The following is a 22,134-nucleotide window of genomic DNA, read 5'->3' as shown; positions in this document are numbered from 1 at the left end:
TCCTTAATTTAGGACTTTACGTTCAAACGGATCTACTGAAAATCCTACTTCTAAAACGTCTTTAGCATATTGTTGGGCGCCCCATAGCGAATGGTCACGGAAGTTACCACATTCCACGCGCTCAGTCCCTTGTACATCTGACCATTTAGCCGCTAAGACATCATTCAATACTTTTGTCATGGCTGTTGCCACTTCCTCAACTGTTGGTGTTCCCCAAACAATCATATAGAAACCAGTACGACAGCCCATTGGTGAAATATCGATTACACCTTCTAAATAATCACGCGTGTAAGCCGCTAATAAGTGTTCTAAAGTGTGGATAGCACTGGTTGGAATGGAATCTTGGTTTGGTTGCACAAAGCGGATATCAAACTTGCTTAATTTGTCTCCTAACGCCCCCGTTTCAGCGCCCGCAACACGTACGTATGGTGCCTTCACTGCATCGTGGTCTAATGTAAAACTTTCTACTTTTGCCATAATAATCTCCTTATCATTTTGTATTGAATTTAAGTTAAAACTTCCTTATTATTTTATCATTAATTGTCAAGCTTTCAAAGGTATCGAGTTTATCCCTTACCGGAAGAGTGCGTAACTCCAGCTTGTTGGTAGCCAGATGAAAACCTATGCTATAATCAACGAAAGATCTAAAAGGAGGGCCTTCCATGAAAGCAGCCGAACGACGAGACTTACTGATTCAAACCATGAACCAAGCCACAACGCCTCTGAAAGCCACTAGCCTTGCCAAAGAATTTGGTGTTAGCCGCCAAATTATTGTAGGGGATGTCGCTATTTTGCGGGCGAGTCACCATGACATTATCGCCACAAACCAAGGCTACCTATTAGCCGATAAAGCTACGAGCGTGGATGATAGTCGCTTCCGTGGCAAAATCGTCTGCCAACATTTAGCGGACCAAGCTATTGAAGAATTAACTATAATCGTCAGCCACGGCGGTTACGTTGAAAATGTCGAGGTAGACCACCCTTATTACGGGTTAATTAAAGCCAGCCTACAAATTAAGCATACGAGCGATATTCAAGACTTCCATGCAGCCATGGATAAATCAGCCGGCACAATGCTGTCTTCTTTAACCAACGGCATCCACCTGCATACTATTACAACGTCTGATGAAGCCACATTTGAAGCCATTAAAGCCGACTTAAAAGCTGTTGGCATTTTATTAGATGAAAGTATTTAGTTTACACTTTCAAAGTTTAGATCATCTTCCTCGTTAGTCTTTACACCTGTCTTGACACCTAAAGGAATTTTGCGTATGATTAACTCAATAAATTTGGGAGGAAATTATCATGCAAAGGAATCAAGTGTCTAAGCGCACACAAAATTTAACTATCACTGGTTTACTTACCGCTATAGGGATTTTTATCCCATTAATTATGCCATTTAAAGTCATCATTGGTCCTGCTTCTTTTACCTTAGGTTCTCATGTCCCTGTTGACATGTCCATGTTTAGAAAACCTTCAACAGCAGCTATTGTCGCAGTCGGCACTACTATCGGTTTTTTAATGGCAGGTTTCCCTATCATTATCGTGGCTCGTGCCCTTACTCACTTAATTTTTGCAACTTTAGGCGCGTATTACCTACAAAAAGCACCAAATACCCTGGTAAAAACTAGCTCAAGAACTGCCTTTAACTTCGTTATCAACACCATCCATGGTCTTGGCGAAGTAGTAATTGTATATGCTTTGACTACGGCTGGCGTAGTCCCACCATCAGATGGTTTCATGTATACTTTAATTGTTTTAATCGGTATCGGTACCTTGATCCATGGAATGGTTGACTTCGAAATTGCCTATCAAATTTCAAAGGCCATCGAAAAAAGAGCACACCTTGGTTTTGCTCAGGTAGCTTTATAAAATTGACACAAAAAAGAGAGCAGCTGCTCTCTTTTTTCTTGCTATTTTCCAAATATCAATAGCTGCCATTATAGTAATTCGCCATGACGTTTCACATAGATATGTTTCACGATTTGTACGAATATCAAATACAAAACGACTGTTACGGCTAATAATCCCCAGAATTGGATTGGTAATGCGGCTAAGCCAAGTGCGTGACCTAAACCTGTATAAGGTGCAAATGAACCGATTAAGATACCAATACCTGTAATTGAAAGTACTACTTTTGATGGTCGACTTTGAATAAATGGGATTTTTGGTGTGCGTAAAGTATACAAAACAAGCGTTTGTGTCCATAAGGAAAGCACAAACCAACTAGATTGAAAGATCGCGATAAATAAATCTTGTTGACCTTCGTTTAAGTTTACAAATTGTCCACCAGCAATACTTGGTGCTATAAGGAAAAATGTAACGATAAAGGTCGTGACATCAAAAATGGAACTCGTTGGACCAAACCATACCATAAATTTTTGAATGGAAGAAGCTGCCCATTTTTTAGGTAGGTATAAATATTCTTTATCCATATCGTCCCATGGTAATGACATTGACGCAATTTCATAAATTAAGCCTAAGAATAGCAATTGAATAGGTAGCATTGGTAAGAATGGTAAGAAGATACTAGCAATCAGTACTGAGAATACATTCCCAAAGTTAGATGAAGTAGTCGCTTTGATATACTTCATGGTATTACCAAATACTTTTCGTCCTGCTAGAATCCCTTTTTCAAGAATCATTAAGTCTTTTTCTAGCAAAATGATATCTGCTGATTCTTTAGCAATATCCACTGCGTTATCCACAGAAATGCCCACATCAGCTGCTCTTAGTGCTGGCGAATCATTAATCCCGTCACCTAGGAAGCCTACCACATGACCATTTTCTCTTAGAATCGTCACTAAAGTTGATTTTTGCGTTGGATTTAATTTTACAAATAAGCTGTTTTTTTCAGCAATTTCACGTAGTTCTTCATTTGTTTTATCCACTAATTGATCACCTGAAATAATGTGATCTGTAGGAATACCTACTTGCTCAGCTACAGATACCGTCACTAGTTCGTTATCACCTGTCATAATTTTCACATTAACTGCATGATCATTTAAAACTTTAATAGCTGCCTTAGTCGATGGTTTTGGTGGATCTAGGAAGGCTAAATAGCCAATAAGTACCATTTCACTTTCATCTTTTACTGAGAAGGCATCTACAGGACTGGGGTTTGTTTTTTGAGCAACGCCTAGTACACGTAATCCTTGGCTATTTAATTTGGCAACTTGAGCTAATACTTTTTCGCGCACTTGGTCTGTCAACTCAAGTATTTCACCCGCATAGTCCACGTAAGATGATACAGCCAACATTTCTTCGACCGCACCCTTAGTGATCATTTGCGTTTTACCCGCTTGGTCTTCAACCACTACACTCAGTCTTCTACGCTCGAAGTCAAAAGGAATTTCATCTACTTTTGTATAAGCGAGTTTTTCACATGATAATTCATCTTCACCTGCTTGAATAATCGCCTTATCCATAAGGTTACCTAAACCAGTTTGATAATAGCTATTTAAATAAGCGTGGCGTAATACACGTTCGCTTTCTTCCCCATCAATATTTAGATGATGTTGGAGCACAATATTATCTTGTGTTAAGGTACCAGTTTTATCTGTCACTAATACGTCAATAGCACCAAAGTTTTGTATACCTTGAAGGTTCCGTACAATCGTACCCTCTTTTTTCATATCTTTAGCACCCTTAACTAGGTTTGTTGTCACAATCATTGGTAACATTTCAGGCGTTAAACCGACTGCAATGGAAATACCAAATAGTAAAGCTTGTAACCAATCACCTTTTGTTAAACCGTTAATGAGGATCACAATCACTGCCATCAAACCCATAAAGCGAATTAATAATAGTGACGTCTTTTCAATACCTTCATCAAAACTTGTTTTGATAGGTTCATTGGCAAAGGCATCCGCGATACCACCGAATAATGTATTATTCCCGGTTCTTACTACCACACCTTCACCGACACCGCTCACTACTTCACTTCCAGTAAATACTAGGGTAGCATAATCTGTTTCAGTAGTAGGTTCCTCTATTTCATCCAATGCGCGTTTCTCAACAGGGTGACTTTCACCTGTTAATGAAGTCTGAGATACGAATAAATCTTTACTGTTTAGTAAGCGAATATCCGCTGGAATCATATCTCCAGCTTTTAACCGAACTAAGTCACCGATTACGATATCTTCCGTTCTAATTTTTTCGTATTGACCTTCCCTCTTAACTGCCGATGTCACTTCGACCATAGATTCTAATGCTTCTACAGATTGATTTGAACGGATAGTTTGAATCAAAGACATGGTACCACTTAAGATAATTAACACTACAATAATAATTGGCCCTAAAATTTCCCGTTCAGCAGCCTCTACAAATACATAGTCTGTTAAAAATGAAATCAAAGCTAAACTTAATAGTACTAGTGTAAATGGCGTGAAATAAGCCTCAAAAATATAGCGCCATAAACTTTTCTCTGTACCATAATCTATTTCATTATCGCCGTATTCATTTCTAATTTGATTTGCTTCGTTTTCTTTAAATCCGTCTACTTTTACTTTAAATATTTCTTTTATTTCTAAAATAGGTTTACTAGCTAGTTCAAAGTAACCTAATTTATCTCTGTTATTCATCATTGTATTCAATCCTTTCTTTCACACGATGCTACTTCCTCACATTAGTCTAGACTGTAATCAGCCACCTAATGTTCTAGAAAGGATGCAAAGAAAGTCTTTAACCATTGAATGAATGATAAAAACAACTAAGAAATGATACACCTTTTTACCATAAAAATACCTCCTCATTTTATACTTGTTAAAATGAAGATTTGTCGTAATATAAAAAGCCCCCACTAAAATTAGCGAGAGCCTACTCTAAATATCCACAACAAAAATGGGTATACACCTCTTCTTGTTATTCGATCTTTTCGTGGAGTTTTAGCACTATACAACGTAAACATTACTGTTAGCTACGTTAGAAATTCCTTCTATTCGGATGATCCTGTTATACCCATTGGCGTCTCTGGACGTTTCTGGGCAGTAGCCTGTGTTTGTATAGGAGCCTCTGCCTAACAAATCATATTCTCTTTTCAACACCTATAAGCTTACAAACTTTAACAGTCATTGTCAAGTCATAGAGAAAACTTGGGTTTGTATCAAGCCTTTGTTAGCTTATATTTACTACTTAATTTGACGGTTTTTTTCTACCTTAACCTTCCCAGTCAACCCCCTTCGCTCGCTAGGTAAAACAGCCAATATTTACATTTCAACTGTAACCAGCTTTACCCCAACTTTGGACAATTAAATATACCTTAAATATCTTAATTGATATCGCTAGCTTGATTCACAGAATGTTAGATTTTTAAATTACTTATTAAATAATTTAGGTTTGTGAGATTCGTTTGCAAGATTGAGGCTGGAACTACCTAGCATGCCTGTACAGTTAGAAAGGATAACTGACCATATCAGAGTATTTGAGGGTGCGAGTAAACAAGAGACTTTGCGATTCATTTACTAACGATAAAAAAACATGTCCGATTCACCGATTTGATGGACCAGACATGTTTTCTTTTGTTCAAAATTAGCGCTTATCTAATTCTTCTGTTAATAATTGGTTTACTACTTGTGGGTTAGCCTGACCCTTAGTAGCTTTCATAATTTGACCAACTAAGAAACCAGTCGCTTTCTTCTTACCAGCTTTGTAGTCGTCAATTGATTGTTGGTTGTTATCCAGGATTTCAGTAATCAATGGTAACAATTGTGCTGGATCAGATAATTGTACTAATCCCTCAGCTTCAACAACCTCTTTAGCTGAACCACCTTTATCTGCTAAGGCTTTGAATACTTTCTTCGCTTGTTTACTTGAGATGGTTCCATTTTCAATCAAGCCAATCATTTCAGCTAATGATTCGGGTGTTAAACCAATTTGGTCTAAGTCTTTTTCATTGTCGTTCATGTAAGCATTCACTTCACCCATTAACCAGTTAGAAGCTTGTTTCGGATCAGCGCCAGCTTTCACTGTAGCATCAAAGAAATCAGACATTTCTAAGGTTTGTGTTAAGATTTGAGCGTCATATTCAGGTAATTCGTATGTATCTACATAACGTTTACGACGATCAGCCGGCATTTCTGGTAGGGTCGCTTGAATTTCTTCTAACCAAGCGTCAGAAACTGTAAATGGCGGTAGGTCTGGTTCTGGGAAGTAACGGTAATCCGCTGCCCCTTCTTTAACACGCATTAATTGTGTTTTACCAGTGTTTTCATCGTAACGACGAGTCGCTTGTTCAATCACGCCACCAGCATTTAAAACTTGTGCTTGACGTTTTTCTTCGTAAGCAAGACCTTTACGAACATAGTTGAATGAGTTCAAGTTTTTCAATTCGTTTTTGGTACCAAATTCTTTTTGACCGTAAGGACGTAAAGAAATATTGGCGTCACAACGCATTGAACCTTCTTCCATTTTCACATCAGAAACGCCAGTGAAACGGATGATTTCACGGATTTTTTCTAAGTAAGCATAGGCTTCTTCTGGTGAACGCATATCTGCTTCAGATACGATTTCTAATAACGGTGTACCTTGACGGTTTAAGTCAACTAATGAATCGCCAGCACCATGAATGTTTTTACCGGCATCTTCTTCTAAGTGAAGACGTTCGATACGGATTTTTTTCGTTTCACCATTCACTTCGATTTCAATCCAACCATTTTCACCAATTGGTTGCCATAACTGAGTTGTTTGGAAGGCTTTTGGATTATCTGGGTAGAAGTAGTTTTTACGGTCGAAGTGTTGTACTGGATTGATTTCACAGTTTAAGGCTAAGGCCGCTTTAATAGCGAATTCAATACCGCGACGGTTCATTTTTGGTAAGACACCAGGGTAACCGAAGTCGATAACGTTTGTGTTTGTGTTAGGTTCTGCTCCAAAGTGAGCGGCAGATGGAGAGAACATTTTTGATTCTGTCTTTAATTCGACATGGACTTCAAGTCCAATGACTGTTTCGTAATTCATGCGATTTCCTCCCTCTTACTCTGCTGGATGTTTAGTATAAGCGTCGTTTACTTGTTCAACAGCATACGCTGCACGGTAAATTTTTTCTTCTTCGAAACGGTTCCCGATAATTTGTAAACCGATTGGTAGACCTTTGTCGTCAAAACCAACAGGCATTGATAAACCAGGTAGTCCAGCTAAGTTTACAGGAACTGTTAATAAGTCAGCCATGTACATTTCGATTGGATCATCATTTTTCTCACCTAATTTAAAGGCAGTACCAGTAGTTACTGGTGATACGATTAAATCAACTTCTGAGAAGATGCTATCAAATGCTTCTTTAATTAACATACGTACTTTAGCAGCTTTCATGAAGTATTCGTCGAAGTTTTCTGATGCGATAGAGAACGTACCTGTCATCAAACGACGTTTTACTTCATCACCAAAACCTTCAGTTCTTGTATTTACATACAATTCTTCTAAGTCATTGAAGTTTTCTGCACGGTAACCATAACGGATACCATCGTAGCGTTGTAAGTTTGAAGATGCTTCTGCAGAGGCAATGATATAGTAAACTGGAATACCATATTTCAGATTTTCGAAGCTAATCTCTTTAATAGTTGCACCAGCATTTTCTAATTGCTTGATTGATGCGCGTACTTGTTCTTTAACTTGTTCGTCAACTGAGTCACCAAAGAACTCTACCGGTACACCAACAGTTAAACCTTGAACGCCATCTTTCATAGAAGCTACATAGTTAGGCACTTCAATGTTTGCTGAGGTTGAATCATGGTCATCATAACCAGCAATTGCTTCTAACATAATCGCATTATCTTCAACTGTACGCGTCATTGGCCCAACTTGGTCTAATGAAGAAGCAAAAGAAATAACGCCCCAACGTGACACACGACCGTAAGTAGGTTTCATTCCTACAATACCGTTGTATGCCGCAGGTTGACGGATTGAACCACCTGTATCGGTACCTAATGTTGCCATCACTTGGCCAGCTGAAACAGCGGCTGCTGAACCACCTGAAGAACCGCCTGGTACTCGGTCTGTATCGAATGGATTGCGAACTGGGCCGAAATAAGACGTTTCATTTGAACCACCCATGGCGAATTCATCCATGTTTAATTTGGCAATATTAATCGCACCTGCTTCAGCTAATTTTTCAGTAACTGTTGCATCATAAATTGGTACAAAGTCAGCTAGCATTTTAGATGCTGCTGTAGTTGTGACACCGTTTGTTAAAATATTGTCTTTTAATCCAATCGGAATTCCTTGTAATGGTCGGTCAGAGGAGTAACCTTTTTCGTCAGATGCTTTGGCTTTAGCTAAAGCATTTTCTTCGTCTAATGTGATCACAGCGTTAATAACGTCATTTTCTGCTTTAATGCGTCGGATAGCTTCTTCCACTAGTTCAACAGATGTCACTTGGCCTGCTACTAATTTCTCATTTAATGAGCGAATTGTATCTGTAAATTTTTCCATTAAGCGTCGCCTCCATCTGTATCAATAATTGATGGCACTTCGATAAAGCCATCGACTGTTGTTTTGGCGTTGATAAATAATTCATCACGCGTTTGCATTTTCACAACTTTATCTTCGCGCATCACGTTTTCAAAATCGACTGCCCAAAACATAGGCGCTACATCTGTAGTATCGATTTCTTGTAATTCTTCAATCATATTTAAAATATTCCCAAATTCTTCAGTAAAGTGAACGACATCTTCATCTTCAACCTTGAATTTAGCTAATTTAGCAATCCGTTTAACTTCTTCTTCAGAAATTGACATAACGGGTTCCTCCTTCATTCTTCAGCTTAGTTTTCGCCTTATTTTACCTGTTTTATTTTAGCACAAACCGCTCAAGTCAACAATGTAAATTAAGGTTACATGAGTAGCTTTTTTATAATTTTAATCTTCTATAGTTAAAAACCGCTTATAAATGGCAATAGACAAGCTTTTATACTAAAACTTGCCTATCGATTTGCTCATTTTTCCTATTGCTATCAGCTAGCAAACAGCTGACAACTACTTTTTCAAATAAGAAAAATAGATTGATATGTCACAAAACATCACACATGTTAATCGACTAATACATAGTCAAAGGTATCTGAATCTTTATTTCTCGTTAATAAGGCGCGTACACCGTCAGCGGTCACTACTTGAATTTGAATCTCAATATTATTATTGAATACTGAACTAGCAGTTGAAATTGCTTGCTGAGACAAGGCAATAACTTCACTATAACCATCAAACTGACTATTGATAACAATATTAACGTTTTGCAGTTCGTTATCTTGATAGTATCCTACCCCTGATAAACCTGATAGTTGCGGGTAGAAGGTCTGGATTCGGTCACGGAAACGGGTAAAGGATACAGTATCTTCTTCATTTGGTGCATCGTCTACGTCATAAACAACGAAGTCTTGATTATAAGTCGACCAGTCACCAAAAGTGTTGCCACTTGAAGAAACAGCATCTGTGGTATAAGTACCACCACCTAGATCACCTGATTCCTCATTTTCAAAAATGGCCACATGAATTGGCGTATCGGCGTAAGCTTCATCTTGACGAATATTGCTTACAATCTTTTCCGCCATTTGTTTCCCATGGTCGATACGCTCTTCGGATGTGATTTCAAATTCTTGTGTTTCTGATTCAGAGTTAAAGGTGTCCGAATAGTTCATCCCCAAACCGATTGAAATACCTGCTACGTTACCATCTTGGTCCACAACATCATATTCCATAATAGAATTTAAGTAGCGAGGCTCATATCCATCGAGTGTTTCAGAGAGTGCACCTGATGGATTTAATCCTTCTGGGTTTTCATCAGATTGTGCTTTTAAGAAGGCAATCGTTTTGTCTTCGCCAATTACTTGGCCCTCTTGAATTGAATAGTCCTCTGTTGAGAAAATATTCTTAGCTAGGTCATATAGACCGCGCTCTAAGTTTTCCGCATTGGCTTGTGAAGATGTTCCAGCAGTGATACCAGCACCAGAATTGACTTGATAAGTACCGTCACTAATATATGATGGATAATATTCTGTTGATAATTGGTCTGTTTTAGTTTGTTGTTCTTCACTATTAGATGAAGTAGATGAAGTTTGGCTGGCTGAACCTGCTGATTCGGTTGAATCCGCTTGGTCATCTTGACAGGCTGCTAGGGCCAAGGTTGCCACCAATAATATAGATAAGGTTTTGAATTTTTTGATTTTCAATACGACATTCCCTTTCTTAACTTGGTATTCTCCCCAATCACAAGTTCCCATTTTCTTCTATTGGTCTATTATATTATAACTTGTCAACCATGTCTTGTTCAGAAAATATGGTTATTCCTAAGCTTTCTGCTTTGGTTAATTTTGAGCCAGCGTCTTCACCAGCAACGAGTATATCTGTTTTTTTTGAAACAGAACCCGTTACATTACCACCTAAATTTTCAATGGCTTTTTTAGCTTCTGGTCTTGTGTATTGTGACAGCTTTCCAGTTAGGACAACGGTTTTACCAGCCCAGAAGGAATTGATGGCTTCCACTTCTGCTTTAACCGGGCCCTTGTACACCATGTTGACCCCATTTTCCATTAGAGAGTCAATCGTTTCTTGGGCACCATCTGTAGCAAAAAAGGCCACAATAGAATCCGCAATAGTTTCACCGATTCCTTCAATATTGGTAAAGTCCGCAATATCTTTGGCCATGATTTCTTGCATACTTGGGTAAACTTCGGCAATCTGACGAGCTGCTTTAGCACCCACATGGCGAATACCTAAACCAAATAACAAACGTTCTAGGGAATTCTCTTTAGAATCTTCAATCGCTTGGATAATTTTATCTGACGCCTTGTCACCAATTTTATCTAAGGCCATTAACTGGTCTTTTTTCACCTGGTAAAGGTCTGCTGGACTATGAACATCTGCCTTATCATACATTTGCTCAAGGACACTAGGCCCTACCCCAGTAATATTCATGGCATTACGAGACACGAAATGGTATAACTTTTCTTTCGCCTGAGCTGGGCAAGCTGGGTTCACACACCGTAAGGCTACTTCGTTTTCTAAATGGATTAAGTCACTGTGACAAACCGGACAAGTTGTTGGCTTGGGATAAGCTATCGAATCATCTGGGCGTTTATCTAAAACAACTGTTACCACTTCTGGAATAATATCTCCAGCTTTATGGATAATCACTGTATCATTTAAACGAATATCCTTGGCTTCAATCAGGTCCATATTATGCAAGCTAGCTCGTTGAACGGTTGAACCGTCTAGCAATACTGGATCCATAATAGCAGTTGGTGTAACGACACCCGTTCGACCTACTGTCCATTCAATATCACGAATCGTCGTTTCAACTTCTTCAGCTTGAAACTTGTAAGCAATCGCCCATTTAGGTGCTTTTACCGTATACCCCAAGGTTTCTTGGTCAGCGAAGTCATCCACTTTTATAACAATACCGTCGATACCGTAAGATAATTCATGGCGTTTAGCAGTCATTTCTTCAATATAAGCTTGAATTTCTTCTACATTTTCACACACTCTTGTCAGTGGGTTCACACGTAAGCCATATTCTGGGAAATATTTAAATAGGTCTTGTTGACTTCTAATCGGTAATTGATCAGAAAAAACACCTGAATATAAGAATATGTTCAAGTTTCTACCCGCTGTGACTTTTGAATCTAACTGACGAATTGAACCAGCTGCTGAATTTCGAGGGTTGGCAAAGGTTGGTAAACCCGCTTCTTCGCGCTTTTCATTTAAGGCCAAAAAAGACGCCTTTGGCATATAAATTTCACCACGAACTTCAATATCTATCTCTTCGCGTAGTTTCATTGGGACTGATTTAATTGTGCGGACATTGTTGGTAATATCCTCACCAACAACACCATCCCCCCGAGTAGCTGCTCTGACATAGCGGCCATTTTCATATTGGATAGCCACTGATAAACCGTCAATTTTCAACTCACATACAAATCGTACTTGGTCTCCAACAGTTTTCTTTGCATCCGCTACAAATTTAGCTACTTCTTCAAAATTAAAGGCGTTACCTAATGACATCATCGGTTGCGAATGGGTTACCTTGGTGAATGCTTCACTGACAACATCACCCACTCGTTGCGTGGGCGATTCTGCTTGGATGAAAGTTGGGTATTTTTCTTCTAAATCCTGTAGCTCACGGTAAAGTTTATCGTACTCGGTATCCGAAATACTTGGATTATCTAAGGCATAGTATTGGTAAGCATAATCATTCAACTGATGGGTTAAGGCCTCAATACGCGCAACATCAATACTTTGTTGGTCATCCTTGGTCATCGTTCAATCTCCTTTTATTCCGTGTTTTTTCTTTATGCTTGCTTTTGAATTGGGGCAAAAGCAGATAATAATCGCTTAATACCTTGATTTGGGAAGGCAATATCTAATTCTTGTTCATTGCCGACGCCTTGTACCTTTACAACAGTCCCGACACCCCATTTTTTGTGGACGGCTTTATCACCAATCGCCCAAGTAACTGGTCCCTCTACTGTTTCGATATCTTTATTGACAGTAACCGGATCAAATACTGACCGTTTGGCTTCTTTTTTCCGGTCATAGTATGACTTGGCATTCGCCTTTTCATAGGTGTTAGCTGCTCTTCTTTGTTTGCTACCGTAAGTTGATGCAATGCTTGACGAGCTATCAAAAGATGAACCTGCATGATGTCCAAATGGTAAATCTGATTGGCCTCTAGGTTGGAAAACAGAGCGTTCATTTTCGCTGTCATCTAGTAATTCATCATCAATTTCTGCGATAAATCGTGAAACAGGATTGGACTGGTATTTCCCGTAAAGCAAGCGGGATAATGAGTTGGTTAAATATAGTTTTTGTTCAGCCCGAGTAATTCCTACATAGGCTAGTCGTCTTTCTTCTTCAAGTTCAGACTCTTCCTTAGCGGCGCGAGCTAATGGGAACATGCCTTCTTCCATGCCGATAATGAAAACAACCGGGAATTCAAGCCCTTTAGCTGCATGAAGGGTCATCAAAGTTAATTCCCCTTGTTGGTCCAATTGTTGGTTGTCTAAATCAGAAACTAATGATAAGTCTGTAATAAAGCCCATCAAAGCATCATCTTCAGCTGGATTGGTCTCCATTACACTATCCAGTTCTGCCTGAATGCCTTCTAAGTCAAATAAATTAAAGGTCCCATCTGGATTTAATGGGGCATCTTCTTGGTTAGGATCAGCTTGGTTCAGGTTCGCATCTTGTAGGTCAGCTGGACGGTCTGCCTCTTCTTGAGCTTCAATTTGCGCTGCTTGTTCCCGCTCTTCTCTTTCAGCTTCCCAACGTTTATCAAATTCTTGGGTAACCGAAATAAACTCATGGATATTTTCAATACGAGCGTCAGCTTCCAATGTTTTTTGATTTTCTAAATCTTTTAAATAACCTGTTTTTTCTAAGACTTCTTCTACCAAGTCTTGGATAGGTAAAAAGGCCCGTTGTGCTTGAAGATTGGCCATCATTTTGCCGAAAGCTTTTAAATTTGTTGCACCTTTACCAGTAATTGGCGAATGGTCTACTAGTGATGCCGCCTGTAAAAGAGAAATCCCCTGTTGGCTAGCAAAAGTATTTAATTTATCCAAAGTTCCTGGGCCAATACCACGTTTTGGTACATTGATAATCCGGGTAAATGATAGATTATCCGACGGGTTAGCAAGTAAGCGTAAGTAGGCTAGGATATCTTTTATTTCTTTACGGTCGTAGAACTTTAATCCTCCAACGATTCGGTAAGGCATGTTGGCTTTGACCAAATTTTCCTCCATTACACGAGACTGGGCGTTGGTTCTGTATAGAATGGCAAAGTCTCCGTAGCTAAGGCTTTGATTATTAATAGCCGTTTTAATTTTACTGATAACATAGTTTGACTCATCACGTTCATTTTGGGCACGGTAATAAGAAATTAATTCCCCTTTATCGTTGTCTGTCCATAGGGTCTTATCTTTACGATAAGTATTTTTATTAATCACATTATTGGCCGCTTGCAAAATATTTTTAGTGGACCGGTAATTTTGTTCTAGTAGGATAGTGGTTGAATTTGGATAATCTTTTTCAAAGTTCAAGATATTTTCCATATTAGCACCACGCCACCCGTAAATCGACTGGTCTGCATCTCCTACTACACACACATTATGGAAGTAGTCACCTAGGTGTTTGACCAATTTATATTGGGCTTCGTTGGTATCTTGATATTCATCTACATGGATATAATGAAATTTTTGTTGATAGTATTTCAAAATATCAGGCTGTTGATCAAATAATTTAACGGTATACATAATTAAATCGTCAAAATCGAAAGATTGCGCCGCTTGAAGACCTTTTTGGTAGCGTTCGTATACATCTGCCACCACATCTTCTATATACCCAGAATAATTTTGCCGGTAGTCATCTGGTAACATTAAGTTATTCTTCGCATCAGAAATACGCCCTAATAACATTTTATAAGAGAATTTATCCTTATCTAAGTTTAATTCCTTAATAATACGTTTGATAAGTGTTTGTTGTTCTGATGGATCAGCGATGGTAAAGGACCTGGTAAAACCAATTGCCTCAGCTTCTCTTCTTAAAATACGTACACACATAGAGTGAAAAGTGGATACCCACATATCATTAGCATCCGGACCTACTAGAGCTGAAACCCGTTCTTTCATTTCTTTAGCAGCCTTGTTGGTAAATGTAATCGATAGAATATTCCAAGGATTCACATCTTTTTCACTTAAAATATAGGCCATGCGGTGAGTCAAAACACGCGTCTTCCCACTACCAGCACCAGCCATAATTAATAGCGGCCCTTCGGTATGCTCAACAGCTTCCTTTTGTCGATCATTAAGCCCCTTAGTAAATTGATTCAATGCCATCATTAGGCCACCTTCCCGTATAGTTTCATTGATAAGGATACCATTTATAGAACACCTGTTCAACGAAAACAAGGTGTGAGCGAGACCGTTCAGCTCAACAACGCTGGAGGACTAATGCAGTGGCTGATGCAATCAGCTGCAAGTTAGTCTGAAGTGGACTTGAGCTGGTCGAGCGAACCCGATGAAACATGGTGGACACAAAACGGTAGAAATGAACTTCTATCGCATTTAAGTGAGTAAATGCTAAAGCATCAACTCACTCATAACGTTGGAAGATTAATGAAGTGACTGACGCAGTCAGTTGCAAACTAATCTGAAACGCAGTCATTTCTGGTTTGTGGAGCCCGATTAAACAAGGTGTGAGCGGGACCGTTCAGCTCAACAACGCTGGAAGACTAATGCAGTAGCTGATGCAATCACCTGCAAGTTAGTCTGAAGTGGACTTGAGCTGGTCGAGCGAACCCGATTATAGGATGTGATTCAGAGCGCTAAGGCAGGAGACTTCTAACGCATTTGAGCGAGTATATGCTAAAGCATTAACTCGCTCATAAGATGGAAGATACAGTTGTAGTGATGGCACATCACGCAAACTATATCTGAAGCGGACACCTGACTGCTCTGAAGAGCTCAACTGACAAGGTGTATCACAAGCTGATGCCATAAGAAAAGACGAACCTTTTAGGATTCGTCTCTCTCGCTTATTTGTTGATTTGATAAAGAATTAATTGGTTTATCCAGATGCGAGCTTGCTTACGCGCCATCGCATAATCTTTATGCACTAAAGCTTTCAACATCGTTGGATAGATTTCTTTTAAATCATTCGCTTCACGTTTGAAGGTTGAGTGATCCTCCTTGGCTTCTTTTATGTACAATTCATGTAGGGGTTGAATTGTATTCAAGGTAACTTGTCTAAAGTATGAATTCGGATAGAAGGATACCAAATAGGTAAACATTTTGAATTCAGTATCAAAGTAAGTTTCCAAGTCATATGTTGCAAGTGATTCAGAAATAATTTGTTTCAACTCTTCGACTCGTTCGGTGTCTACTTGGACATCTTTATTTTGCATTTGCTGGAAGAGATTCATAGTTAACAATTCAATAAATTGTAGACGTTCCACAATTGCTCGTGCGTTTAGTGCATTTTTTGCTACTACCGCACCCTTGTATTGTTCAATACGAATATAATCTTCTTCAGCAAGTTGTGCCATGGCTTTTCGAACCGGCGTACGACTCATGCCTAGCGTTTCTGCAATTTCCACTTCTTTTAAGTGTGTGTCTGGTAATAGCAAATTACTATCGATTTGCTCCTTTAGGTATTGATATGCTATGTCCTTATAGCTCTTAGTCTTCGCCACGGTTTTACCCCCTATAAAAAGTACAATATACCGAAATATTGTTCATCTTTTATAATACACTTGAATAGGTACCATTGCAAATGAATTTTCTTTCACTTATCCTATTGAACCTGGTTATCAAACCGAGTTAATTCGTATCTTTCTATCACATCTATCAAAGATTCCGCATAATTAGGATCGGTAGCATACCCAGCTTCTTGCAAGGCATAGGCAGCTTCTTTATACGACCTTGCATTCAAAACACCATTATAATGTGTTTCATTCCATGAAGTGCCGTTTGCAAGTAATCTTCCGTGATCAGCTACTGATTCTTCCCAAGATGTATAAACTCGGAAAGGCTCATCCACCGTAATATATTGGCCATTCACAAATTCTTGTGTGGGTAAATCTACACTTGGATCATTTGGGCTATACGATTTACGGCCAAATAAATTAAAATACTCACTGGATAATTGACTTTTACCAAAATTAGATTCTAATACTGCTTGGGCAGTGACAATACTTGGTAATACATGAGATTTAGGATATTCAGTTACTGCATATTGACCAATTAAATCCACAAATTCTTGGTCCGTATATATTATTTCCACCTCTTCACTGGTGGTCTCACTTGACGTGGGTACGCCTTGATAGTCTCGGGAAAGGAAAAATAGCATTAATCCAAGAATTGCAAGTGTTCCTAACCATATTTCTTTACGACGTTGTGAACGTTTCTTCTTCGAAATATATTGTATTTTTTTATATTTTCTTTTTTTGAAAATTAGCCTGAATGCTTGTTGATACCCTTTCAACCAACCTTGACAACCATTTAATTTGCGTCTTGCTTGTTTCTTTTTCTTTGCCAAAATATTGTCACCTCCTTGCATACATCTTATTTTGGGCCATAATTGGTCCATTTTTCCCTTGCATTATACATAAAAAGCGTTAAGTAAACCATTACGATTACTCAACGCTTATATTAAGATTATATAAATCTAGATCATTGCCCCACCAAGATAAGCTTCTTGTACTTTCTCAGAAGTTAATAATTCCTGACCGGTTCCTGATAATAAAATTTTACCAGTTTCCATAACGTAAGCACGGTCAGAGATGCTTAATGCTTGCTTGGCATTTTGTTCAATCAATAGTACTGTTGTACCAGCTGCATTGATTTCTTCAATAATATTGAAGATTTGTTGAATGAATAATGGCGCTAACCCCATTGATGGCTCATCTAATAATAGTAATTTTGGCTTAGCCATTAAAGCTCTTGCCATGGCAACCATTTGTTGTTCCCCGCCTGATAAAGTCGCTGCGTCTTGATTTAAACGCTCTTTAATGATTGGGAAGTATTCAAATGATTTTTCCATATCCTCTTTTAAGCCATCACGGTCTTTACGAGTGTAAGCACCCATTAACAAGTTTTCCTTAACTGACATCCCTTTAAATACGTGACGCCCTTCAGGTACTTGAGAAATACCTGCTTTTACAATATTCATTGCGTTTGATTTTAGGATATCTTGTCCTTCATAAAGAATTTGACCACTTTTAGCTGGTTTGATACCTGAAATTGTCCGTAAGGTTGTGGATTTACCCGCACCATTGGAACCGATTAGGGAAACAATCTCGCCTTGATTGACTTCAAAGCTAATCCCTTTAATCGCTTCAATCATGCCGTATGAGACTTTCAAATCTTTCACTTCTAACATTGTCATATTTTACTCGCCTCCTAAGTAAGCTTTGATAACAGCTGGATTACTTTGGATTTCACTAGGTGTACCGTGGGCGATCAATTTACCGTATTCTAATACGTAGATACGTTCACACACATTCATTACTAGCGACATATCATGCTCGATAAGGACTACTGTAATGTCGAAATCTTTTTGAATTTGACGGATTAATTCAGTTAAATTAGCTGTTTCATTTGGGTTCATCCCTGCAGCTGGTTCATCCAAGAATAAGATTTTTGGCTCAGTCGCTAAGGCACGAACGATTTCTAGACGACGTTGTTGACCATATGGCAAGTTTTTCGCTTTTTCATATAGTAAATCTTGAAGGTTAAAAATACTTAGCAATTCGATTGCGCGTTCTTTTAATTCTTCCCGGTTTTTGTAGAAAGCTGGCGTACGTAAAACACTAGACAAGAAGCTAGCGCCGTGTTTAGTATGTAAAGCTACTAACACGTTGTCTAAAACAGTCAACTGACCAAATAAACGGATATTTTGAAAGGTTCTTGCTAAACCATAGCGGTTGATTTCACTTGGCTCTTTACCATTTAAAACCACGTCACCTTCGTCAGTTGATAATTTTACTTCACCTGAACTCGGCTCATAAACACCAGTCAGCAAGTTGAATAATGTCGTTTTACCTGCACCGTTAGGGCCGATAAGACCAACTAATTCATTCTTTTCTAAATCAATATTTACATTCGATACAGCGGCTAACCCGCCAAAATTTTTATTTAAATCTTTAATCGTCAATAATGACATGGTTATGCCTCCTCTTTATCAGAATCTTTTTTCTTGCGGTTGAATAATTTACTGAATTGTAATTCAAAATCACCCATCAAACCTGATGGCTTGAATACCATGATGGCGATAATCGCGATACCATATACAACCATACGTAATTGACCTAAAGGGGCTAAAACTGAGTTTAGTAAACCTAAAGCGATGGCTGCAACGAATGAACCTGTTACTGATCCGATACCACCGAATACAACGATGATTAACACGTCGATTGATCGTTGGAAAGTGAATTGGGATGGGTTGATTACTGAGAAGTAACCTGCATATAAAGTACCTGCGATTGATGCAGTAATGGCACCAATAACAAAGGCAATGATTTTATATTTGGTTGTTTTTACCCCAACAGATTCGGCAGCTATTTCATTTTCCCGAACAGCAATTGTTGCACGTCCTGGGCTAGAATGAATAAAGTTTACAATTAATAGTGTTGTTAAAACGATGAAGATAAATAGAGTAATCCAAGTTACGTTCATTGGAATACCTGAGATACCAGCGGCACCGTTAGTGATTTCCAAGTTTTGGATGATGATACGGATAATTTCAGAAGCCCCTAAAGTTGCAATCGCTAAGTAGTCACCTTTCAAACGTAAGGTAGGAACCCCTACGATTAAAGCGACGATAGCTGCTAAAACAGCCCCAGCAGCCATACCAGCATAGAAACCGATTGGTCCTGGAATTTGCGTTGAAAGGATGGCACCAACGTAGGCACCAATCGCCATAAACCCTGCGTGACCAAGCGAGAATTGTCCCGCATAGCCTACTACTAAGTTTAAGCCAACAGCTAGGATCATATTAATCCCAATTGTCACTATAATATTTTGATAGAACGACGTTACTAATCCCATTAAATAGGCTGCCATGATTAAGAAGAATAGTCCCAAAATCACACAAATCCAAGTAATTGTTGATTTAGTAAAGAAGTTTTTTGCCCATGATTCTTTTTTCATCATACACCCTCCTATACTTTCTCTTGTGTGCCTTTACCTAACAATCCGCTAGGTTTGAAGACTAAAATGATAATCAAAATGAAGTAAACCGCAGCGTCACGCCAAGTAGATAAACCAATCATAGATACCATTGATTCAACCACACCGATTAAAATACCACCTAACATGGCACCAGGAATTGATCCGATACCACCTAAAACAGCGGCTACGAAAGCTTTAATACCTGGTGTTAGTCCCATAGTTGGCGAAATAGAATTATAGTAGATACCAACTAATACCCCACCAGCACCAGCTAAAGCCGATCCAATAGCGAACGTAAAGGAAATGACATTATCTACTGAAATCCCCATTAAACGCGCTGCATCAGCATCTACAGATACTGCACGCATACCTTGGCCCATTTTTGTTTGACGAACAATGTACTGTAGGGCAATCATCAAGATAATCGTTACAATGAAAATCACCACTTGTTGTGTTGAAATCGTAAATAAACCTAAATCTAATGATAAGTTTGGTAATGATGTAGGGAAGGCACGTACTTCTGGTCCTACATAGTAGATCATAAAGTTTTGTAATAGGTAAGATACCCCGATTGCCGTAATTAAGGCTGCAATACGTGTTGATTTACGTAAAGGTTTGTATGCCACACGCTCAATAATTACCCCTAAAATTGCTGTAAAAATCATTGTTAATATAAGTGCTGGAATAATATTCATCCCTAACCCCGTAATTAACCAAAAACCAAAAAAGGCTCCAACCATATAAACATCACCGTGCGCGAAGTTAATCAAGCCGATAATTCCGTATACCATTGTATAACCTAAAGCCATAAGGGCATAAATACCACCCAAAGAGAGTCCGTTTACAAGCTGTTGCAAAAACATCTCCATTTATTTCACTTCCTTTTCCTTTTTTGAATACTTGTGAGTTGCCCCACGGCAAATATAACCCAACATTATATTTGTTCATCTTTATTAATAAAGTATGTATTTACTCATGTAACATTTAACATTTTCAACTTTTTGTCATCCCTGCCATTGCAGAAGTTGACCTAGTTACCGCAAATACCATAAGAATAAGACTGGTTTTATTATAAGAATATGCCAATTCTTATGCAATCTTTTTTAATAATTTTCTAATTTTGTTTTAAAGCCGTAACACTTTTGACGATGTTAACGCTTTATTTCCTCATTTTTCAACATAAAATAAGGGAAGTCCTAGTATTAAAAAGACAAACATGTACAAAGTTTGCATTTCATCTAGAACTTCCCAAATTTGTTTTTTATTAAATGGTCAGACTACTCTATTCACTCACGATGTCGTCTGGAGAGATTGTAGTAGAACCTACAACTACACCTTCTTGCATTTCTAGAATGTAAGCTGTCTTGATTGGATTATGTTGGTCATCGAATGAGAATGTACCGGTCGCACCAGCAAATTCTTCTGTTTCTTCAATTGCAGCTGTTACTGCAGCTGGATCACCTGATCCTGCACGTTCAATAGCGTCAATCGCTAAGTTGGCCGCATCGTAACCTAAAGCAGCAAACATGTCTGGTGTTTTACCGTATTCAGCTTCATATGCTTCAATAAATTCTGCCGTTGCTTCTGTTGACCCTTCACCAGTTGTATAGTGAGAAGTGTAGTAGAAGTCGGTTACATTTTCCGCACCCGCTAAATCAATAAACTCTTGGCTACCAAAACCATCTGGTGCCAGAATAACTGCATCAATTCCCTTTTCACGTGCTTGTTTAACGATTGGACCACCCTCTGAATAGTAACCAGCTATAAAGATTACATCCGGATCGTCAGAAGCGATGTTATTTAGGATTGAATTGAAGTCAGAATCACCTGCAATGTATGACTCATTTGCAACAATGTTTCCTTGGAATTCTTCTTCAAACGTAGCAGATAAGTTCTGTCCGTAATCAGTTGAATTGTCTTGGATAATTGCGGCAGTTTCATAACCTTCACCATTAGCAAAACTTGCAAGTGCCGAACCTTGGAAAGCATCTTGGAAAGCTACACGGAAAACGTACTCTAATGTATTACCAGAACTATCAACTGTTAAGGTATCCCCCGTCGCAGCTGGCGCAATCATTGGTATTTTAGCATTCGTTCCAGTTGGAATTTGTGCTTCAAATGCACCGGTTGTTGCTGGTCCGATAATCATTTGTACATTCTCCTCATCAATTAAGCGTGTTGCTGTATTGGCAGACTCATTTGGATCAGTACGGTTGTCAGCTTCAACATATTCGATCGTTTGACCGTTAATGCCACCAGCATCATTCGCCAGTTTAAAAGCTAATTTAACCCCTTCATTTGCCGGGCCACCATAGGCTGCACCAGCACCAGATAAGTCCCAGTTACCACCAATCTTGATAGTATCTCCGCTACTCTCGCTAGTTGAGCTTGCATTGTTGGATGTTTGCGTCACTGAACCACAGGCCGCCAACATCATTAAAGAACCCATTGTTAAAAGCATTTTTTTCATTTTCATCATA

Annotated in this window: 17 protein-coding genes and 1 riboswitch; of the genes, 2 read left to right on the top strand and 15 right to left on the bottom strand. The window is 38.7% G+C overall.

Translation table 11 applies throughout. The annotated features are described in order from the left end of the window. Positions 1-3: 3 nt before the first annotated feature. Entirely contained in the window at positions 4-477 is a 474-nt protein-coding gene (locus A6J77_RS05440; RefSeq protein WP_083068854.1) for an S-ribosylhomocysteine lyase, read from the bottom strand. A gap of 185 nt (positions 478-662) precedes the next feature. On the opposite strand from A6J77_RS05440, the gene A6J77_RS05435 reads away from it, so the two are divergent. Together A6J77_RS05435 and A6J77_RS05430 are read left to right on the top strand one after the other, a co-directional pair. Continuing rightward, a complete protein-coding gene (locus tag A6J77_RS05435; protein ID WP_083068852.1) occupies positions 663-1,196 on the top strand; it encodes a transcription repressor NadR in 534 nt (177 codons plus the stop codon). Between the two features lie 109 nt (positions 1,197-1,305). After that, positions 1,306-1,872 carry a hypothetical protein gene (locus A6J77_RS05430; protein ID WP_083068851.1) on the top strand — a complete coding sequence of 189 codons (567 nt, stop codon included), beginning with the start codon at positions 1,306-1,308 and terminating at the stop codon, positions 1,870-1,872. Between the two features lie 68 nt (positions 1,873-1,940). Here A6J77_RS05430 and mgtA read toward each other — a convergent pair whose 3' ends face one another. The 14 genes from mgtA to A6J77_RS05360 all read right to left on the bottom strand — a co-directional run bounded on the left by mgtA (position 1,941) and on the right by A6J77_RS05360 (position 22,130). Beyond that, positions 1,941-4,586 (bottom strand): magnesium-translocating P-type ATPase, encoded by a 2,646-nt coding sequence (gene mgtA / locus A6J77_RS05425; RefSeq protein WP_102950022.1) that lies wholly within the window; start codon positions 4,584-4,586, stop codon positions 1,941-1,943. 278 nt (positions 4,587-4,864) lie between these two features. After that, a riboswitch (M-box (ykoK) riboswitch) is annotated at positions 4,865-5,032 on the bottom strand. A 497-nt stretch (positions 5,033-5,529) separates the two neighbouring features. Next, on the bottom strand, positions 5,530-6,957 hold the full coding sequence (gene gatB / locus A6J77_RS05420; protein WP_083068850.1) for an Asp-tRNA(Asn)/Glu-tRNA(Gln) amidotransferase subunit GatB: 1,428 nt from the start codon (positions 6,955-6,957) through the stop codon (positions 5,530-5,532). 15 nt (positions 6,958-6,972) lie between these two features. Continuing rightward, positions 6,973-8,427: an Asp-tRNA(Asn)/Glu-tRNA(Gln) amidotransferase subunit GatA gene (gene gatA / locus A6J77_RS05415; protein ID WP_083068849.1), complete on the bottom strand. Its 1,455-nt coding sequence runs from the start codon at positions 8,425-8,427 to the stop codon at positions 6,973-6,975. After that, positions 8,427-8,732 (bottom strand): Asp-tRNA(Asn)/Glu-tRNA(Gln) amidotransferase subunit GatC, encoded by a 306-nt coding sequence (gene gatC / locus A6J77_RS05410; RefSeq protein WP_016897919.1) that lies wholly within the window; start codon positions 8,730-8,732, stop codon positions 8,427-8,429. Before gatC ends, gatA begins: the two co-directional genes overlap by 1 nt. A gap of 290 nt (positions 8,733-9,022) precedes the next feature. Continuing rightward, positions 9,023-10,159: a CamS family sex pheromone protein gene (locus tag A6J77_RS05405; RefSeq protein ID WP_193756642.1), complete on the bottom strand. Its 1,137-nt coding sequence runs from the start codon at positions 10,157-10,159 to the stop codon at positions 9,023-9,025. A gap of 73 nt (positions 10,160-10,232) precedes the next feature. Continuing rightward, positions 10,233-12,245, bottom strand: coding sequence for an NAD-dependent DNA ligase LigA (gene ligA, locus A6J77_RS05400; RefSeq protein WP_102950021.1), 2,013 nt, complete (start codon positions 12,243-12,245; stop codon positions 10,233-10,235). Positions 12,246-12,277: 32 nt separating this feature from the next. Then, complete coding sequence (locus A6J77_RS05395; protein WP_415749486.1) at positions 12,278-14,824, bottom strand: UvrD-helicase domain-containing protein; 2,547 nt, start codon at positions 14,822-14,824, stop codon at positions 12,278-12,280. Positions 14,825-15,519: 695 nt separating this feature from the next. Beyond that, on the bottom strand, positions 15,520-16,176 hold the full coding sequence (locus A6J77_RS05390) for a GntR family transcriptional regulator (protein ID WP_083068846.1): 657 nt from the start codon (positions 16,174-16,176) through the stop codon (positions 15,520-15,522). 101 nt (positions 16,177-16,277) lie between these two features. After that, positions 16,278-17,021, bottom strand: a complete 744-nt coding sequence (locus tag A6J77_RS05385) for a glycoside hydrolase family 73 protein (protein WP_083068845.1) — start codon at positions 17,019-17,021, stop codon at positions 16,278-16,280. Positions 17,022-17,150: 129 nt separating this feature from the next. Beyond that, positions 17,151-17,864, bottom strand: coding sequence for an ABC transporter ATP-binding protein (locus A6J77_RS05380; protein ID WP_227645187.1), 714 nt, complete (start codon positions 17,862-17,864; stop codon positions 17,151-17,153). Between the two features lie 9 nt (positions 17,865-17,873). Beyond that, positions 17,874-18,647, bottom strand: a complete 774-nt coding sequence (locus tag A6J77_RS05375; protein WP_016897926.1) for an ABC transporter ATP-binding protein — start codon at positions 18,645-18,647, stop codon at positions 17,874-17,876. 2 nt (positions 18,648-18,649) lie between these two features. Next, on the bottom strand, positions 18,650-19,636 hold the full coding sequence (locus A6J77_RS05370; RefSeq protein WP_083068842.1) for a branched-chain amino acid ABC transporter permease: 987 nt from the start codon (positions 19,634-19,636) through the stop codon (positions 18,650-18,652). A gap of 8 nt (positions 19,637-19,644) precedes the next feature. Next, a complete protein-coding gene (locus tag A6J77_RS05365; protein ID WP_083068835.1) occupies positions 19,645-20,523 on the bottom strand; it encodes a branched-chain amino acid ABC transporter permease in 879 nt (292 codons plus the stop codon). A gap of 413 nt (positions 20,524-20,936) precedes the next feature. Continuing rightward, positions 20,937-22,130, bottom strand: a complete 1,194-nt coding sequence (locus A6J77_RS05360; protein ID WP_083068833.1) for an ABC transporter substrate-binding protein — start codon at positions 22,128-22,130, stop codon at positions 20,937-20,939. Between the last annotated feature and the right edge of the window lie 4 nt (positions 22,131-22,134).

Origin of the sequence: Aerococcus viridans, from assembly GCF_002083135.2 — a bacterium.
Taxonomy (GTDB): Bacteria; Bacillota; Bacilli; order Lactobacillales; family Aerococcaceae; genus Aerococcus; species Aerococcus viridans_C.
This window is presented reverse-complemented; position numbering and strand designations above follow the sequence as displayed.

Excerpts from the sequence above, each read along its gene's own strand:
- A6J77_RS05440 (WP_083068854.1), bottom strand. The coding sequence starts at position 477 with ATGGCAAAAGTAGAAAGTTTTACATTAGACCACGATGCAGTGAAGGCA.
- A6J77_RS05435 (WP_083068852.1), top strand. The coding sequence starts at position 663 with ATGAAAGCAGCCGAACGACGAGACTTACTGATTCAAACCATGAACCAA.
- A6J77_RS05430 (WP_083068851.1), top strand. The coding sequence starts at position 1,306 with ATGCAAAGGAATCAAGTGTCTAAGCGCACACAAAATTTAACTATCACT.
- mgtA (WP_102950022.1), bottom strand. The coding sequence starts at position 4,586 with ATGATGAATAACAGAGATAAATTAGGTTACTTTGAACTAGCTAGTAAA.
- gatB (WP_083068850.1), bottom strand. The coding sequence starts at position 6,957 with ATGAATTACGAAACAGTCATTGGACTTGAAGTCCATGTCGAATTAAAG.
- gatA (WP_083068849.1), bottom strand. The coding sequence starts at position 8,427 with ATGGAAAAATTTACAGATACAATTCGCTCATTAAATGAGAAATTAGTA.
- gatC (WP_016897919.1), bottom strand. The coding sequence starts at position 8,732 with ATGTCAATTTCTGAAGAAGAAGTTAAACGGATTGCTAAATTAGCTAAA.
- ligA (WP_102950021.1), bottom strand. The coding sequence starts at position 12,245 with ATGACCAAGGATGACCAACAAAGTATTGATGTTGCGCGTATTGAGGCC.
- A6J77_RS05395 (WP_415749486.1), bottom strand. The coding sequence starts at position 14,824 with ATGATGGCATTGAATCAATTTACTAAGGGGCTTAATGATCGACAAAAG.
- A6J77_RS05380 (WP_227645187.1), bottom strand. The coding sequence starts at position 17,864 with ATGTTAGAAGTGAAAGATTTGAAAGTCTCATACGGCATGATTGAAGCG.
- A6J77_RS05375 (WP_016897926.1), bottom strand. The coding sequence starts at position 18,647 with ATGTCATTATTGACGATTAAAGATTTAAATAAAAATTTTGGCGGGTTA.
- A6J77_RS05370 (WP_083068842.1), bottom strand. The coding sequence starts at position 19,636 with ATGATGAAAAAAGAATCATGGGCAAAAAACTTCTTTACTAAATCAACA.
- A6J77_RS05365 (WP_083068835.1), bottom strand. The coding sequence starts at position 20,523 with ATGGAGATGTTTTTGCAACAGCTTGTAAACGGACTCTCTTTGGGTGGT.
- A6J77_RS05360 (WP_083068833.1), bottom strand. The coding sequence starts at position 22,130 with ATGAAAATGAAAAAAATGCTTTTAACAATGGGTTCTTTAATGATGTTG.